This is a genomic window from Achromobacter sp. 413638, from assembly GCF_043119405.1.
Taxonomy (GTDB): Bacteria; Pseudomonadota; Gammaproteobacteria; order Burkholderiales; family Burkholderiaceae_B; genus Achromobacter.
The window spans coordinates 1-15,429 of sequence record NZ_JBICCO010000124.1; the positions used below are offsets into that span (position 1 = coordinate 1).

General features: G+C 68.1%; 12 protein-coding genes. 11 read left to right on the forward strand and 1 reads right to left on the reverse strand.

The window, feature by feature from the left end; genetic code table 11:
* Positions 1 to 82: 82 nt before the first annotated feature.
* The gene (locus ACEU5R_RS30290) at positions 83 to 1,735 is read right to left on the reverse strand and encodes an ABC transporter substrate-binding protein (protein ID WP_392413500.1); all 1,653 of its coding nucleotides are present in this window, start codon (positions 1,733 to 1,735) and stop codon (positions 83 to 85) included.
* A 184-nt stretch (positions 1,736 to 1,919) separates the two neighbouring features.
* Here ACEU5R_RS30290 and ACEU5R_RS30295 point away from each other — a divergent pair, with 184 nt between their 5' ends.
* From ACEU5R_RS30295 to ACEU5R_RS30345, 11 genes are all read left to right on the forward strand, one after another.
* Positions 1,920 to 3,338, forward strand: a complete 1,419-nt coding sequence (locus ACEU5R_RS30295; protein ID WP_392413515.1) for a PLP-dependent aminotransferase family protein — start codon at positions 1,920 to 1,922, stop codon at positions 3,336 to 3,338.
* A gap of 228 nt (positions 3,339 to 3,566) precedes the next feature.
* Positions 3,567 to 5,003: an amino acid permease gene (locus tag ACEU5R_RS30300; protein WP_392413502.1), complete on the forward strand. Its 1,437-nt coding sequence runs from the start codon at positions 3,567 to 3,569 to the stop codon at positions 5,001 to 5,003.
* 152 nt (positions 5,004 to 5,155) lie between these two features.
* On the forward strand, positions 5,156 to 7,966 hold the full coding sequence (locus ACEU5R_RS30305; protein WP_392413504.1) for a hypothetical protein: 2,811 nt from the start codon (positions 5,156 to 5,158) through the stop codon (positions 7,964 to 7,966).
* A 16-nt stretch (positions 7,967 to 7,982) separates the two neighbouring features.
* Positions 7,983 to 8,546, forward strand: coding sequence for a hypothetical protein (locus tag ACEU5R_RS30310; protein WP_392413505.1), 564 nt, complete (start codon positions 7,983 to 7,985; stop codon positions 8,544 to 8,546).
* A gap of 192 nt (positions 8,547 to 8,738) precedes the next feature.
* On the forward strand, positions 8,739 to 9,536 hold the full coding sequence (locus ACEU5R_RS30315) for a GntR family transcriptional regulator (protein ID WP_103274236.1): 798 nt from the start codon (positions 8,739 to 8,741) through the stop codon (positions 9,534 to 9,536).
* A 20-nt stretch (positions 9,537 to 9,556) separates the two neighbouring features.
* Positions 9,557 to 10,762 (forward strand): ABC transporter substrate-binding protein, encoded by a 1,206-nt coding sequence (locus tag ACEU5R_RS30320; protein ID WP_392413507.1) that lies wholly within the window; start codon positions 9,557 to 9,559, stop codon positions 10,760 to 10,762.
* A 4-nt stretch (positions 10,763 to 10,766) separates the two neighbouring features.
* The gene (locus tag ACEU5R_RS30325) at positions 10,767 to 11,642 is read left to right on the forward strand and encodes a branched-chain amino acid ABC transporter permease (RefSeq protein WP_103274238.1); all 876 of its coding nucleotides are present in this window, start codon (positions 10,767 to 10,769) and stop codon (positions 11,640 to 11,642) included.
* On the forward strand, positions 11,639 to 12,625 hold the full coding sequence (locus ACEU5R_RS30330; RefSeq protein WP_392413509.1) for a branched-chain amino acid ABC transporter permease: 987 nt from the start codon (positions 11,639 to 11,641) through the stop codon (positions 12,623 to 12,625). Before ACEU5R_RS30325 ends, ACEU5R_RS30330 begins: the two co-directional genes overlap by 4 nt.
* Before the next feature lies 1 nt (position 12,626).
* Positions 12,627 to 13,391, forward strand: coding sequence for an ABC transporter ATP-binding protein (locus ACEU5R_RS30335; protein ID WP_392413511.1), 765 nt, complete (start codon positions 12,627 to 12,629; stop codon positions 13,389 to 13,391).
* The gene (locus ACEU5R_RS30340; RefSeq protein WP_392413512.1) at positions 13,388 to 14,098 is read left to right on the forward strand and encodes an ABC transporter ATP-binding protein; all 711 of its coding nucleotides are present in this window, start codon (positions 13,388 to 13,390) and stop codon (positions 14,096 to 14,098) included. The genes ACEU5R_RS30335 and ACEU5R_RS30340 overlap by 4 nt, the downstream gene beginning before the upstream one ends.
* 2 nt (positions 14,099 to 14,100) lie before the next feature.
* On the forward strand, positions 14,101 to 15,429 hold a 1,329-nt coding region (locus ACEU5R_RS30345; RefSeq protein WP_392413514.1), incomplete at its 3' end, for an aconitase/3-isopropylmalate dehydratase large subunit family protein.

Below are 15,429 nucleotides of genomic sequence, written 5' to 3' on the forward strand. Positions count from 1 at the left end.
CCACCTGTGAGGTAAAAAGGGACGGGCCCCCCGGCCCCGCCCGCCGGGAAGACGCGTCCGCGATACCGTGGCGGCGCGGCGCTCAGGGGGTCTTGTCGACCCCCCAGAACACCGGGGCCGGCGCCAACGGCAGTCCGGAGAGCTTGCTGGAATACGCCCGCAACGGCGTGCTCTGCCCCAACGGCACGTACAGGCCTTCGTCGATGGCCACGCGCTGCAGCTCGGCGGCGATCCGCTTCTGTTCGGCCGGGTCCGAGCTTAGCGCGTACTGGTCGCGCAGCGCCTCGACCTGGGGAAAGTCGGGCCAGCCGTACCAGGCCTTGTCGCCATCGGCTGCGGCCATGGGCGTGCGTACCGGATCGGCCAGGTCGGCGGTGTACATATTGGTGTTCAGGATGCTCCAGCCGCCGTCGGCCGGCAGCGCCCTGGACGCGCGCCGCGAGGCCACGCTCTGCCAGTCCATGGCCGCCAGCGTGACGTTGAAACCGGCCTTGCGCAGCGCCTGGGCCATGACCACCGGCTGCGGCGACAGCGAGGCCACGTCGGTGGCGTGCAGCATCAGCACGGGCGTGTTGTCGTAGCCGGCTTCCTTCAGCAGCGCGCGGGCCTTGTCGATGTTCGAGGGCACCACCATGTCCTGGCCGGCATCCGCCTGCATCGGCGTGCCGCAGCCCCACAGCGAGGCGCAGGTGCGCCAGTACTTGGGATTGCCGACCAGCGCCTTCATCACGTCCTCCTGGCCGATGGCGTACATGGCGGCCTGGCGGATCTTCCTGTCATTGAACGGCGGATGCAGGAAGTTGAAGCGATACATCGAGTAGGCGGGGCTGGACGTGGCCGGCTCCACCTTGATGCCGGCATCGCCTTCCAGCATGGGCAGCAGGTCGTAGGGGAACTGCTCGACCAGATCGATCTCGCCGCTCGTCAGGGCATTGGCGGTGGTCAGGTGATCGGGCATCACCAGCCACTCGACCCGGTCCACCTTGACGCGCTTGCCGCCGGCCAGGCCGCTGGCGGGTTCCGGGCGGGGCACGTAGGCGGCGTTCTTGACGTAGACCGTCTTCACGCCGGGCTTGAACTCGACGAGCTTGAACGGGCCGGAGCCGGTCATGTCGGTGATGGGCTTGCCGGGCGGCTGCTCGGCGACGCGCCGGGGCAGGATGAAGGGCGCCGACGTGGAGGGCTTGGCCAGCGCGCGCAGCGCGAGGTCGGTGGGCTGCGTCATGACGAAGCGCAGGCGGCGCGCGTCCACCGCCTCGATGCGCTCGGTGAACTTGAGCAGCTTCTGGCCCATGGCGTCGATGGCGGCCCAGCGCCGGATCGAGGCCACGCAGTCCTCGGCCGTCACGGGCTGGCCGTCATGCCAGGCCAGGCCTTCGCGCAATGTCAGCGTATAGGTCTTGCCGTCCTCGGACACGTCCCATTTTTCCAGCATCTGCGGTTGCAGCGCGTTGTCCCCGTCCACGGCGATCAGCGTGTCGTAGATCATGTAGCCGTGCCAGGCGGTGATGTAGGCCGTGGTGGCGTGCGGGTCGGTCAGGCGCAGCGGTGAATGCATCACCGCCCTGAGCGTGGTCTCGGCCGTGGCGGGCGCGGCGGCGGCCAGCGGCAGCAGCGCCAGGAGCGCCGCCCCCAGCCGCTTGCGCGCGGTGTCGGCCCAGGCTGGCCACGTGGCCCGCGCGATGCCGGCGGTACAGGAAGACGCAGGGGGGCAAGGCGGTTCGCGATGGCGCATGAGGGCTCCCGTCAGGGTTGGCCGCCCGGCCTGCAAACCGGTGCTGCAAGGCATGTGACCAGCGGCATGCGGCCCATTCTGGGTACGCCCGCCGGGTTTGAAAATACACGCCCCAGGCCAAACCGGGGCGCTTGTATAGTCGGGAAAATTGCAACTGTACAGGTCGTGCGTGGTGGCCGAATCCTTGATCGAGTTCCAGCACGTGCGCGGCGACGCCGCGTCGACGCTGGTGGAACAGGTGGTCGCGGCCGTGCGCCGGGCGATCGAGCGGCGGGCGCTGCCGCCCGGGGCCATGCTGCCGTCGATACGCGCGTTCGCCAGCCTGCACCGCGTCAGCGTCCATACCGTCGCCCGCGCCTATGGCCGGCTGGCCCTGGATGGCTGGCTGACGGCCCGGCCCAGGCTGGGCTACCGCGTCGCGCGTCCGCGTCCGCCGCGGGCCGCGCCGGCGGTCTGCCGGCCCGCCGCGCTGGACACGCAGTGGCGCCTGTGCGAAACCCATGCCGACAGCCCCCCGCGCCTGAGCCCTGGCTGCGGCTGGCTGCCGGACGACTGGCTCAACCAGGACGGCCTGCGCGCCGCGCTGCGGCACATCAGCCGCCAGCCGATGCGGCGCATGGCGCACTACGGCCATCCCCTGGGCTACGCGCCCTTGCGCGCGCACATCGCGGCGACGCTGGGCGAGCGCGGCATCGCGGTCGACGCGCAGCGGGTCCTGCTGACGCAGGGCGCCACGCAGGGCCTGGACATCGTCGTGCGCACGCTGCTGCGTCCGGGCGACACCATGGCGGTGGAGCAGCCCTGTTATGCCAATCTGTTCCCGATCCTGCGCCTGGCGCAGGTGCGCGCCGTGCCGGTGCCGCGCGGCGCGGCCGGGCTGGACTGCGTGGCCCTGGAGCGGGTGGCGCGGCTGCACCGGCCCAGGCTGCTGTTCATCAACACCGCGCTGCACAATCCCACGGGAACGAGCCTGGAAGCGGCCAACGCCGCCGAGGTGCTGGCGCTGGCCGCGCGCCATGATTTCCACATCGTCGAGGACGACGTCTCGCGCGAGCTGCTGGATGGCTGGTCCCCGTCGCTGGCGGGACTGGATGGCGCGCGGCGCGTGATCTACCTGGGCGGCTACTCCAAGAGCATCGCGCCGTCGCTGCGGGTCGGCTACATGGTGGCCGACGACGCGCTGCTGCGGGTCTGCGCGCGCAGCAAGATGATGAGCGGGCTGACCGGTCCCGAGACCATGGAACGCCTGGTCCACCACGTGCTGCTCGAAGGACGCCACGCGGCGCACACCGCGCGCCTGCGCGACCGGCTGGCGCGGGCGCACGAGCAGATCGAGGCGCTGCTCGACGCCCATGGCTTCGAGATCTGCGCGCGGCCGCGAGCCGGCCTGTTCCTGTGGGCGCGCCCCGCTGGCCGCCGGGCCGGGCGCGGCGCCGACGCGCTGGCCAGGATGGCGGCGGACGCGGGCATCTGGCTGACGCCGGGCTCGCTGTTCGACATAGACGGCCGGGATCTGCCCTGGCTGCGCTTCAACGTGGCGTATTCGCAGGATCCGGAGCTGTGGCGCTTCCTGCGCGAGGCGGGGGCGGCGGGCGGGACGTAGCGCCGGCATCGCCAGTCTCGCGGCCCTGATCCACGATGCCTGTTCCTGAGACATTTCGCTGCGTCCTAGGACTGGCGGCAGCCAGACATCAAGCCATCAGAGAGCGCGAGCCAATGGTTCCACGCGACGCATGCAAGTGGTTCCATCAGTCATCGCGAGGCGCTGCTATGTTGGCCGGACAAGAACGCAAGCCCGACAGGGCCCAACGCAGCCTCAAGGAGACACGTCGTGAATCACACGCACGAGCAGGGCGGCGCCGGCGCGCCGCAAGGCGCCAATGAAAACGCGCTCAGCGCGACGCTGAAGACGCGTCATCTCACCATGATGTCCATCGCCGGCGTGATCGGCGGCAGCCTGTTCGTCGGCTCGGGCAGCATCGTGCACTCGGCGGGGCCGGCGGCGGTGCTGGCTTATCTGGCCGGCGGCATCGTGGTGGTGTTCATCATGCGCATGCTGGGCGAGATGGCCACCGCCAATCCCGACACCGGCTCGTTCTCCACCTATGCCGACCGGGCCATCGGCCGCTGGGCGGGCTTCACCATCGGCTGGCTGTACTGGGGCTACTGGGCGCTGCTGATGGCCTGGGAGGCGCACGTCGCGGGCATCATCCTGCACGAGTGGTTCCCGATGCTGTCGGTCAACGCGTTCACGCTGGGCGCCACGCTGGTGCTGATCCTGCTGAACTTCTTCAACGTCAGGAACTACGGCGAGGCCGAGTTCTGGTTCGCGCTGATCAAGGTCGTGGCCATCGTCTGCTTCATCGTCGTCGGCACGCTGGCCGTGCTGCGGCTGTGGCCCTGGGGCGAGGCCCAGGGCGTGGCCAACCTGGTGGCGCATGGCGGCTTCATGCCCAACGGCGGCAAGGCGGTGGTGGTGGCGCTGCTGGGGGTGATGTTCGCCTTCCTGGGCGTGGAGATCGTCACCATCGCCGCGTCCGAGTCTCCCAATCCGGCGCAGCAGATCAGCCGCGCCACGCGCTCGGTGGTGTGGCGGGTCTGCCTGTTCTACATCGGCTCGATCTTCCTGATCGCCGCGCTGGTGCCGTGGAATGATCCGCTGCTGGGCCAGTCGGGCTACGGCGCCTACCGGCGCACGCTGGAGCTGCTGGGTGTGCCGGGCGCGCAGTTCCTGATGAACTTCGTGGTGCTGACGTCCGTCAGCAGCTGCCTGGTGTCGGCGCATTACACGGCCTCGCGCATGCTGTACTCGCTGGCCCGGCGCGGCGACGCGCCGGCCATGTTGCAGCGCACGCGCGGGCGCAGCGGCATACCGGTGCATTCGGTCATCGCCTCCTGCGCCGTGGCGGTGTGCATGGCCCTGATCAATTTCGTCGATTTCCTGCGTCCCAAGGATGTGCTGGACACGCTGATGAACATCACCGGCATGGTCGCCATGCTGGTCTATCTGGTGATTGCCTGCTCGCAACTGCGCATGCGCGGCAAGCTGCGCGCCGAAGGCAAGGAGCCGCTGGTGCGCATGTGGCTGTTTCCCTGGCTGACCTGGGCGGTGATCATCTTCATCGTGGCGGCGCTGATCACGATGGTGTTCGTCGATGAGTACCGGACGGTGGTGCTGTCCACCGGCGCGGCGGCGCTGGCCGTGGTGGCGGTCGGGCTGCTGCGGCATGGACGCGGCGTGGGCAGCCTGCAACGCGCGCGGGCTTGATGCGGCCGGCGCGGTCTGGTTCGGGCATGCGCCGCGTATTCACGTGGATACGCGTCGAGATGGAGATTGTCCCCGATTAATCGGATTGCCGCGCGCGTTCCCCTTGGGCAAAATTCCGGCACACTGCAACACCGGTTTGTCAGGAGCCTGCCATGTTGTGCTGGAAATCTGGAATCTCGGCGTTGATGCTGGCGACCCTGGGACTTTCGGCGCAGGCTCAGGGGTTGTCGCCGCAGGACAAGAATGTTCTCGCCTTGCTGGAGTGGGGCGGCAGCACGGCCAGCGCGCTTTATGGACTGGTGCAGGCGGACCTTCATCGGCGCGTGCCCGGCGACCGCTATGAACAGTTGACGCGCGAGATCACCTATCAGATTCATGCCGGTCAATCTGCCAGCGCCCTGGTGCGCGCGCCGATGGACCTGGCCGGTTCGGCGTTGTACACCGCCGCGCTGGTCGATCCAGAACCGTTTTCGCGCACCGCAGCCCTGGTCGGCGGTTATGCGTCCAAGAAATTCGGTGAAGCCATCAGCCAGTCCATCGTGGACAAAGCAAACGCCCAGGCCGACGCGATACTGAAACGCGGCCTGGACGAAAGCAAGATCGCGCTGAGCGATCTGCAGAACATGCCGCCACAGCAGTTCACGCAGACCATCGAGAGTCTGATGATCGGCGACAGGAAACTGGCCGAGATCCTGAAGGATTCGCCCCAATCCCTGGAGCGCATCAGGAACCACGCCAACGACCTTCGGGACACCGCGCAACTCGCCACGCTCGCGACGGTGCAGGGTATCAAGGGAACCGTCGATGAAATAGCCCAAGGGGTGACCGCGGCCACGAAGCAGCTGGATCAGATGGGCAAGACGCTCAACGCCCGGCTGGATGACGTCCAGACAGGGCTGTCGGCGCTCAACGACGCGGTCGTCCAGCAGGGTAAGGATCTGGCGACGCTGCAGAAGTCGGTCGAAGGGAACTCGGCCGCCCTTCAGACGCTAGCACAGGTCAGTTCGCTGACCTGGACCACCGATCAGAAACTGGCCGCGCTGAACGGAGGGCTTTTCCCGGATCTGAATGAGGCCCAGCGCAACGCCATGCGAACCGCCTTGCTGTCCCAGAAAAAGACAGAAATATTCCTGTCCAACCTACAGGCCACCGCCTCTGCTCTGGGCGACGTGGCCGCCATAGCCAAAAACCTGGGCGTGGATCCGCAGGTCGTGAAGGCGGCGCAGGTAGGGCAATTGATTGTCGGTTCGGTTGCCGCCTATGCCCAGGGGAATTATCTCGGGGCCGCTGTTGGCGTGAGTTCCCTGGTGGGCATGGGAGGAGGCGGCGAGGACAGCACCGGGATCATCATCGGCTATTTGAAGGTGGAGTTGGAGAAGATCAACCAGAAGCTGGACAAGATCATCGTCCTGCAGGAGCAGACAATGCAGGCGGTTGCCGCGGTTTCGCTGCAGCTGGAACGCATGCAGATGCAGTTGCAGGTGATCGAGCGCGATGTATCGACGTCGCTTATTTCATTGCAGTATTTGCAGCTTGCACCCTGGCAGGTCTGTCAAGCGTTGATGAGCCGGATCAATGGCTGGAAGCCGTCCTTGGCTGCGTTCAAGGAAATCGCCGGTAACCCTGAGATTAACGGCTATCTCTCGGCGTGCTACATACAGTACGCGCAGTGGTTCGATGCGAACATCGCGGCTGGAAAATGGGGCTACGACGTCTTGGACCTGAAAGTCTTCCCGGCCTCGGGCGTATACCAGACCGAAGGCGAGATCAGTCACTACCGGCGGATTGCCGATGCGACCCAGCGGAGCTATGACGCGTCGCGCAACTTCTTCCTCGCCGTGCATGGCGACGCCGCCGGCGCGCAGCCCGCCACCTATCTGGCCGCCATGCTGGACCCCCAGCCTACGCTTGCCGCCGCCCAGGCGCGCGACGCCAGGCGACAGGCGGCGGTCGCGCGTCTGGCCGGGTTCCGCTGCGGCCAGGTGGGCGTCGTGCACGAGGGAATCAGAAAGCCGCTTTGCATCGGCGCGTCGAATGAGGATGCTCCCCGGCCGGACGTCTGGCGCAGCCTTCTATATCCGCAACTGGCGGGGCCCTTCGCCTCGCGGTTGATCGAGGAAGGCACGGCCGTGGGCCTGTGGTCGACATTCAGCTACATCAGCGGAAATAGCAAGTCCGTGCTGTACGTACCCGCGTCCGACATCGAGAACTTGCCAGCGGCGGGGATGACGAACAAGCTCAAGCTGGCCATGGCCGCCAATCGTCGGGGTGGCATGCTGACGCGGCTTGAATGGCTTGCGGAAGGATACCTGCTACAGCAATCGTTGCTTTACGGGGATTTCATTACCCAGCTGGTGGTCGAGGAACTCTACGATCCCAATACCCGAACGCTGACGGCGCCTGCCGATGGGGCGCCGCTTGCCAAGAAACTCGCCTACCAGGCGATGGTGGCAAACGAGACGCTGGCGCGCAATGCGGTCGTCATCGCCTTGCGGCGCGCACTTTCCACCGACGATGGCGTGGTACAGACGACCGCCTATGCCATGGGCATCACCACGCTGCAGGGGGCCGCTGCTTGCGATGGGACCGCCACCGGCACGCAATACCTCAAGCTATTGCTGCCGGGGTGGACATTCACGCGCGCGGAGACGGAAGCGGCGAAGAAGGCCGATCCCGCGCTGGGTGCATGCGCAACGGCCAATCCTGATGCCCAGATCGCCACCGGCTTCGGCGTCAAGCTGGGCGGGTTGTTCGTCAAGGCGCCCATTCCGCAGACACTGCTGGAAGGGCAACTGGAGCGACCCGCATCCTTGCGTCTGGCGCGGCAGCTCGTCATCAAGCTGGCGAATGAACGCAGTGATCTGCAAGCCAAGTCCTGGATCCCGGACAATCCTGCATCCGACGATGTGTTGTTCTTGCGGCAACTGCTGGCCAGCCAGTGTTTGAACGGAAAGTGCCAATGATTTCCGCATACCTTGGATGAACGCGATGAAGCAGCTTTTCTCAAAAAAGCGCCTCCCATGGATTTTTGTCCACCTTCTACTCGGCATGTGGGGCGGGGCCGCTCATGGACAATTGGCCGATTACGTGTATTACAACAGCGAAGGCGATGCCTCGGATCAGCATGGCGCCTTGATGATAATAGACAAGCCGCAGGCGCCGAGCGAAGGCTGCGGGCTTGCCGGGCTGACCTATGGATCCTACGAAATCCGGGATTCGAATCCCCTGCGTAACAGCCAGACGGAATGGCACTACCAGGGCAGGATGAATGGGTATTGCGTATCCAGCAAGTCCAAGGCATTCCATCGAGGAAGCGTCCTGGTTTGCGATGACATCTACTACGTCTCGCCGCTCGCCGGCCGTCAATTCTGCGAAACCGCAGAGAAGAACGCGGCGGCGAAAGTCGAGCAACTTCAGACCAACATAGAGCTGGGCAAGAAGCTCGATGCCACGAACAGGCAACTGAACGACGCCCTAGCGCAAATCGATGTCTTGAAAAAGTGCCTCATCGCGCCGCAGATCTGTCCCTTGACCCAGCCGTAGCCCGGCACGACAGGCATGCCCTGTGAGTGCCGTGTCCAGATATCCCATTTTCATGCGCTGCAGCAGCGCTCGCGCAGCCTGCAACCAGGGGCAGGTCAACCCGATTCCGGTCTCCGTATTTTCCCGATGGAACAACCCATACGCGCATTTGTTCTATTGACCATACATTAGGACACTTCTAGAGTTCGCGGCATGGATACCGCGATGCCCTTGCCGAAGTACCACCAGATCTACCTTGTGCTGCGCGAGCAGTTGCAGGAAGGGCGCTACGACGTGGACGGCGTGCCGGGCGAGCATGCGCTGGCCGCGCAGTTCCAGGTGGCCCGCATCACCATCCGCAAGGCGATGGAGATGCTGGTGGCCGACGGGCTGGTGTCGCGCCGGCCCGGCCTGGGCACCTGGCCGCGCAGCGCGCCGGCCGCGTCCGCTACCGCGCCGCGCCCGCGCGCGGCGCAGAAGGCGCAGCTGACCGGGCTGATGGAGAACATCGTCAACATGGGCCTGCGCACCGCCGTGCGCGTGCTGGATTGCGTCCAGGTCGGCGCGCCGCCGGCGGTGGCCGAGGCGCTGGAGATCGCGCCGGGCGAGCCGGTGATCAAGAGTCTGCGGGTGCGCAGCACCGAGGCCGGCCCCTTGTCCTACATCACCACTTACGTGCCGCTGGCCGTCGCAGCCTTCACGCGCGAGGACCTGGAGCGCCAGCCCTTGCTGATGCTGCTGGAGTCGGCCGGCGTCGAGTTCGGCGGCGCCACGCAGACCATCAGCGCCCGGTTGGCCGACGCGCAGGTCGCGCCGCATCTGGACGTGGCCGTGGGCTCGGCCCTGCTGGCCGTGACGCGCCTGGTGCGCGACGTCAAGGAACGTCCGGTGCAGCTGCTGCAGGGCCTGTACCGGCCCGACCGCTACCAATATCAGTTGCAACTCTCGCGCGTCGGCGGCATCGACGCCAAGGTCTGGGTCAGCGAAGAGCTGTCGGCCCAATTCCATTGATCCCACTCCGGAGATTCGCCATGAACACGCGCCGTCATTTCCTGACCCGATCCGCCGCCGCCGCGGCCTTGTTGTCCGCGCCCTGGATCGCGCGCGGCCAGTCCGCGTCCGCCGTGAAAATCGGCGTGCTGCATCCGGTGACGGGCGCGCTGGCCTATTCGGGCCAGCAGTGCCGGCTGGGCGCGTTGCTGGCCATCGAGGACATCAACCAGGCCGGTGGCATCAAGTCGCTGGGCGGCGCGCCGCTGGAGGCGGTGCTGGGCGACGCGCAATCGCGTCCCGAGGCGGGCTCGGCCGAGGTCGAGAAAATGGCGGCGGCCGGCGTGTCCGCCGTGGTCGGCGCCTACGCCTCGGCGATCTGCCTGGCGACCACGCAGACCGCCGCGCGCTACGGGCTGCCCCATGTGGTCGACGTGGGCGTGGCCGACCAGATCGTCGAGCGCGGGCTGAAGAACACCTTTCGCTTCGGGCCGGGCTATCGCAGCTGTACCGAGCGCGCCATTCAGGACCTGGCGGCGCTGAACCAGGCCGCCGGCAAGCCGGCGCGCACGGTGATGATCGTGCACGAGGACTCGCTGTTCGGCGCGGGCACGGCGGCGCTGCTGTCCAAGTCGCTGCCCGAGCACGGCTTCGAGGTGAAAGAGGTCATCAAGCATCCGAACCCGACGCGCGACTTCAACAATATCGTGCTGCGCATGCGCTCGGTCAATCCGGACATCGTGATTCCGGCCAACTACTACAACGAATACGCGCTGCTGCTGCGCGCCATGAAGCAGCAGAAGGTGCAGCCCAAGGCGATCTACTCCGTGCTGGGCGGGGCGGCGTCGAGCTACAAGTTCCTCAAGGAATATCCCGACGTGGCCCACGGCATCATCGACTGCAACCACTGGTTCAATCCCAAGGACGCGCGCGTCGCGCCGCTGAAGGCGCGGGTGGAGCTGAAGGGCGCCTACTTCAGCTACGAAGTCTTCATGACCTACACCAGCATGTTCCTGCTGGCGGACGCGCTGGAACGGGCGAAGTCGGCCGACCGCGCCGCCATCATCGAGGCGCTGGCGGCCAGCGCGTTCTCCGATCATCTGATGCCTTACGGCCCGACCCGTTTCGTCGACGGCCAGAACACCGGCGCGCGGCCCCTGCTGACGCAGGTCCTGGGCGGCGACATCCAGGTCATCATCCCGCCCGAGTACCGGCAGGCGGACGCGCAGTTCCCCGTGAAGGCCTGACGCGATGCCGCTGGATCCCGCCATCCTCTTCAGCGCCGTGCTCAACGGCCTGACCACCGGCGCCGTGTACGCGTTGGTGGCGCTGGGCCTGACCCTGATCTACGGCGTGCTGCACATCATCAACTTCGCCCATGGCGCGGCGCTGATGGTGGCGCTGTACGCGGTCTATCTGCTCAACCAGCGGCTGGGGCTGGATCCCTACGCGGCGCTGCCGCTGGTGATGGCGGGCATGTTCGCGCTGGGCTACCTGCTGCAGCGGCTGGTGATCAACCGCGCCAGCCATGGCAAGGACGAGAACATCCTGCTGGTCACGCTGGGACTGTCCATCGTGCTGGAGAACCTCGCGCTGGTCTGGTTCAAGTCCGATACGCGCAGCATCGACACGCCCTATGCGCTGTCGACGGTCGAGATCGGGCCGGCGCTGATCGCGCTGCCCAAGCTGATCGCATTCGGCGGCGCGCTGGCCGTGGCCGCCTGCCTGCTGTGGCTGATCCGGGGCACGGACCTGGGACGCGCCATCCGCGCGGTGGCGCGCGAGAAGCAGGGCGCCCGGCTCATGGGCATCGACGTGGAAAGGGTCTACGCGCTGTCGTTCGGCATCGGCATGGCCTGCCTGGGCGCGGCCGCCTGTTTCCTGCTGCCGGCGTACTACGTCAATCCGCAGGTCGGCGGCGGCTTCGTGCTGGTGGCCTTCACCATCGTGGTGCTGGGCGGCATGGGCAGCTTCGCCGGCGCATTGGCCGGCGGGCTGCTGATCGGCGTGGTCGAGTCGCTGGGCGGCCTGTTCCTGGGCGACTCGCTGGGCCAGATGGGCATCTTCGCCATCTTCATCCTGGTGTTGCTGTTCCGCCCGCAGGGGCTGTTCGGGGGGAAAGCATGAACACGAGCGTCAAGGACGCCTGCGCCATCCTGGCCTTCGGCCTGGCGGTGCTGGCCATCACCGGGTTCACGCAGTCGGGCGTGCTGCTGACCTTCATCATGATGTCGCTGTACGCGGCGCTGCTGTCGCAGGCCTGGAACATCCTGGGCGGTTACGGCGGCCAGCTGTCCTTCGGCCATGCGCTGTTCTTCGGCGTGGGCGCCTATGCCCAGGCGCTGGGCCAGCTGTCGCTGGGCTGGAATCCCTGGCTGGCCTTGCCCTGTGCGATCGCGCTGGGCATGGCGGCGGGGCTGGCCGTGGGCGGGCTGACGTTCCGCTACGGACTGCGCGGCTCCTACTTCGCGCTGGTCACGCTGGCCTTCGCCGAGGTGCTGCGCATCGTGGCGACCAGCGTGTCCTTCACCGGCGGCGGCGTGGGCCTGATGCTGCCCTTGCGCGAAGTCGCGACCAACATGCAGTTCCCCAGCCGCCATGGCTACATCCACCTGATCCTGGCCTTCGTGCTGCTGGCGCTGGCCGTCACGGCCTGGCTGCGCCGCTCGCGCTTCGGCGCCTATCTGCAGGCCGTGCGCGACAACGAGGACGCGGCGCGCGCCATCGGCGTCGATCCGCTGCGAGTGAAACTGGGCGGCATCGCGCTGTCGGCGGCCTTCATGAGCGCGGCCGGCGCCTTCTATGTGCAGGTGTTCCAGTACATCGATCCGGCCATCGCGTTCGGTCCGGCCGTGTCGGTCGAGGCGCTGGTGGGCGCCATCGTCGGCGGCATGGGCACGCTGTGGGGGCCGGTGCTGGGCGCGCTGGCGCTGCACGCGCTGGCCGACCTGACGCGCAACCTGTTCGGCGAGCTGCCCGGCATCAGCATGGTGATCTACGGCGTGGTGCTGATCCTGATCGTGACCTTCGCGCCGCGCGGCATCAGCGGCTGCGGCCAGTCGGCGGTGCGGCTGTTCAAGCGGCCCGCGCGCCGCGCGCTGGAGAAATGACATGCTGCTGCAAGCACAGGCGCTATCCATCAGCTTCGGCGGCCTGAAGGCCGTGCAGGACGTCAGCCTGGCGGTGCCGGAGGGCAGCATCAGCGCGCTGGTCGGTCCCAACGGCGCGGGCAAGACCACGCTGTTCGGACTGCTGTCGGGTTTTCTGCGCCCGGATCAGGGCAAGGTGCTGTTCGATGGCCGGGACATCACCGGCATGGCGCCGCAGCGCGCCGCGCGCCTGGGCATGGCGCGCACCTTCCAGATCGTGCAGCCCTTCGGCGCGCAGACCGTGCGCGAGAACATCGCCGTCGGCGCGCACCTGCGCCTGCCGGGGCGGGCCGACGCGCTGGCGGCCGCCGAGGCCATCGCGCGCCGCGTCAACCTGGGCGCGCAGTTGGACAAGCCCGCCGCCGACCTGACCGTGTGCGGGCGCAAGCGCCTGGAGCTGGCGCGCGCGCTGGCCACCCGGCCCCGGTTGCTGTTGCTGGACGAGGTGCTGGCGGGGCTGAACCCGGCCGAGATCGACGAGATGATTCCCGTGGTGCGCCTGCTGGCGGCGGATGGCGTGACCGTGCTGATGATCGAGCACGTGATGCGCGCGGTCATGAGCCTGGCCGCGCAGGTCTGGGTGCTGGCGCAGGGCCGGCTCATCGCCCAGGGCACGCCGGCGCAGGTGACGCGCGACGCGGCGGTGGTGGAAGCCTACCTGGGGCATGGCGCGGCCGCGCGCCTGGCCGGGCAGGGCGGCGCGGGACGGGCGGAGGCGGGACGATGAACGGCTTGCTGGAAGTGCAGGGCCTGCGGGCCGGCTACGGCCGCACGGAAGTGCTGCGCGGCGTGGACCTGAGCGTGGGCCAGGGCGAGATCGTGGTGCTGCTGGGCAGCAACGGCGCGGGCAAGTCCACGCTCAACAATACCCTGTGCGGACTGCTCCGGCCCTGGGGCGGCCGCGTGCGCTTCGACGGCTCGGACCTGACCGGCCGCCACTACCGCGACGTGGTGCGCGCCGGCCTGATCCAGGTGCCGGAGGGGCGGCGCGTGTTTCCCAACCTGAGCGTGCGCGAGAACCTGGAGCTGGGCTCCTATGCGCGGGCGCGCGCCCGGCGCGCGGCCAATCTGGAACAGGTGCTGGACACCTTTCCCCGGCTGCGCGAGCGCCTGGGCCAGCTGGCCGGCTCCATGTCTGGCGGCGAACAGCAGATGCTGGCCATCGGCCGGGGCCTGATGGCCGAGCCCAGGCTGCTGATCCTGGACGAACCCTCGCTCGGGCTGTCGCCGCTGATGGTCGAGGAACTGTTCGCGCTGATCGCCCGCCTGCACCGCGCCAGGCTGTCCATCCTGCTGGTGGAGCAGAACGTGGGCCAGTCGCTGGAAACCGGGCAGCGCGCCTATGTGCTGGAAGAGGGCGCGATCCGCCACAGCGGATCCTGCGCCGAACTGATGGCCAGCGACGACGTGCGCCGCGCCTATCTGGGGATGTAGCCATGGATCCGATCAGTCCCTCCGCCGCCTTGCGCGCCGTGGTCCGGGCGGGCGAGGGCGGGGATGCCGTCCCGCAGACCCTGGCCCAGAAGCTGATCGCCGCCGCCTGCGGGCGCAAGAGCGTGGCCGAGGGCGAGATCGTCACCTGCCGCGTCGACCTGGCCATGTTCCATGATTCCAGCGGCCCGCGCCGGCTGGAACCGATGTTGCGCGAAGTCGGCGCCCGGCTGTGGGATCCCGCCAGGGTGGTGCTGGTGATCGACCACTACGTGCCCGAGTCCGACGAGGAATCGCGCCGCATCGTGCGCATCGCGCGGGAATGGGCCGTGCGCGAGCGATTGCCCAATGTCTACGACAGCCAGGGCATCTGCCATGTGGTGCTGCCGCAGGGCGGGCATCTGCGGCCCGGCATGTTCTGCGTCGGCGGCGATTCGCATTCACCCACCGGCGGCGCCTTCGGCGCCTACATGTTCGGCATCGGCAGCACCGAGATGCTGGGCGTGGCCGTCACCGGCGGCATCTGGGTGCGCGTGCCGCGCACGTTGATGATGCGCTGGAACGGCCGGCTGGGCGCGGGCGTGACCGCCAAGGACATGATGCTGCGCATGATCGGCCGCCTGGGCATGAATGGCGGCCGCTATCAGGCCGTGGAGTTCTGCGGCGAGGCGGTGCGCGCGCTGTCCATGCAGGAGCGCATGACGCTGTCCAACATGAGCGCCGAGCTGGGCTCGCAGGTCGGCCTGGTGGCGCCCGACGCCACCACCGAGGCCTGGCTGCGCGAGGCCGGCGTGCAGGGGCCGCTGGATATCGCGCACTGGCAGAGCGACCCCGACGCCGACGCCGAGTGGCACGATTTCGACGCCGCCGCGCTGGCGCCGCAGGTGGCCGCGCCGCACAGTCCCGCCAATGCGGCGGATGTGAGCGTCCATGCTGGCGTGGCGGTGCAGGCAGCCTATATCGGCGCCTGCACCGGCGCCAAGCTGGACGACCTGCGCGCCGCCGCCGCCGTGCTGCGCGGCCGCCGCGTGGCGGCGGGCGTCAAGCTCATGGTGGCGCCCGCCAGCCTGCGCGACCAGCACGATGCCGAGCGCGAGGGCGTGCTGCAGACGCTGCTGGAGGCGGGCGCGCAACTGCTGCCCACGTCCTGCGGCGCCTGTGCAGGCTACGGCGGTTCGATTCCCGACGGCGCCACGGTCATCTCGACCACGGCGCGCAATTTCAAGGGGCGCATGGGCTCGGAGACCGCCCAGGTCTACCTGGCCTCGCCCTACAGCGTGGGGGGCGGGGGGGGGGGGGGGGGGGGGGGGGGGGCGCGGGGGGGGGGGGGGGGG

What these genes read in the sequence shown, in the direction of transcription:
- ACEU5R_RS30335 (WP_392413511.1), top strand. Translation starts at nt 12,627, where the DNA reads ATGCTGCTGCAAGCACAGGCGCTATCCATCAGCTTCGGCGGCCTGAAG.
- ACEU5R_RS30310 (WP_392413505.1), top strand. Translation starts at nt 7,983, where the DNA reads ATGAACGCGATGAAGCAGCTTTTCTCAAAAAAGCGCCTCCCATGGATT.
- ACEU5R_RS30330 (WP_392413509.1), top strand. Translation starts at nt 11,639, where the DNA reads ATGAACACGAGCGTCAAGGACGCCTGCGCCATCCTGGCCTTCGGCCTG.
- ACEU5R_RS30320 (WP_392413507.1), top strand. Translation starts at nt 9,557, where the DNA reads ATGAACACGCGCCGTCATTTCCTGACCCGATCCGCCGCCGCCGCGGCC.
- ACEU5R_RS30340 (WP_392413512.1), top strand. Translation starts at nt 13,388, where the DNA reads ATGAACGGCTTGCTGGAAGTGCAGGGCCTGCGGGCCGGCTACGGCCGC.
- ACEU5R_RS30315 (WP_103274236.1), top strand. Translation starts at nt 8,739, where the DNA reads ATGGATACCGCGATGCCCTTGCCGAAGTACCACCAGATCTACCTTGTG.
- ACEU5R_RS30305 (WP_392413504.1), top strand. Translation starts at nt 5,156, where the DNA reads ATGTTGTGCTGGAAATCTGGAATCTCGGCGTTGATGCTGGCGACCCTG.
- ACEU5R_RS30290 (WP_392413500.1), bottom strand. Translation starts at nt 1,735, where the DNA reads ATGCGCCATCGCGAACCGCCTTGCCCCCCTGCGTCTTCCTGTACCGCC.
- ACEU5R_RS30325 (WP_103274238.1), top strand. Translation starts at nt 10,767, where the DNA reads ATGCCGCTGGATCCCGCCATCCTCTTCAGCGCCGTGCTCAACGGCCTG.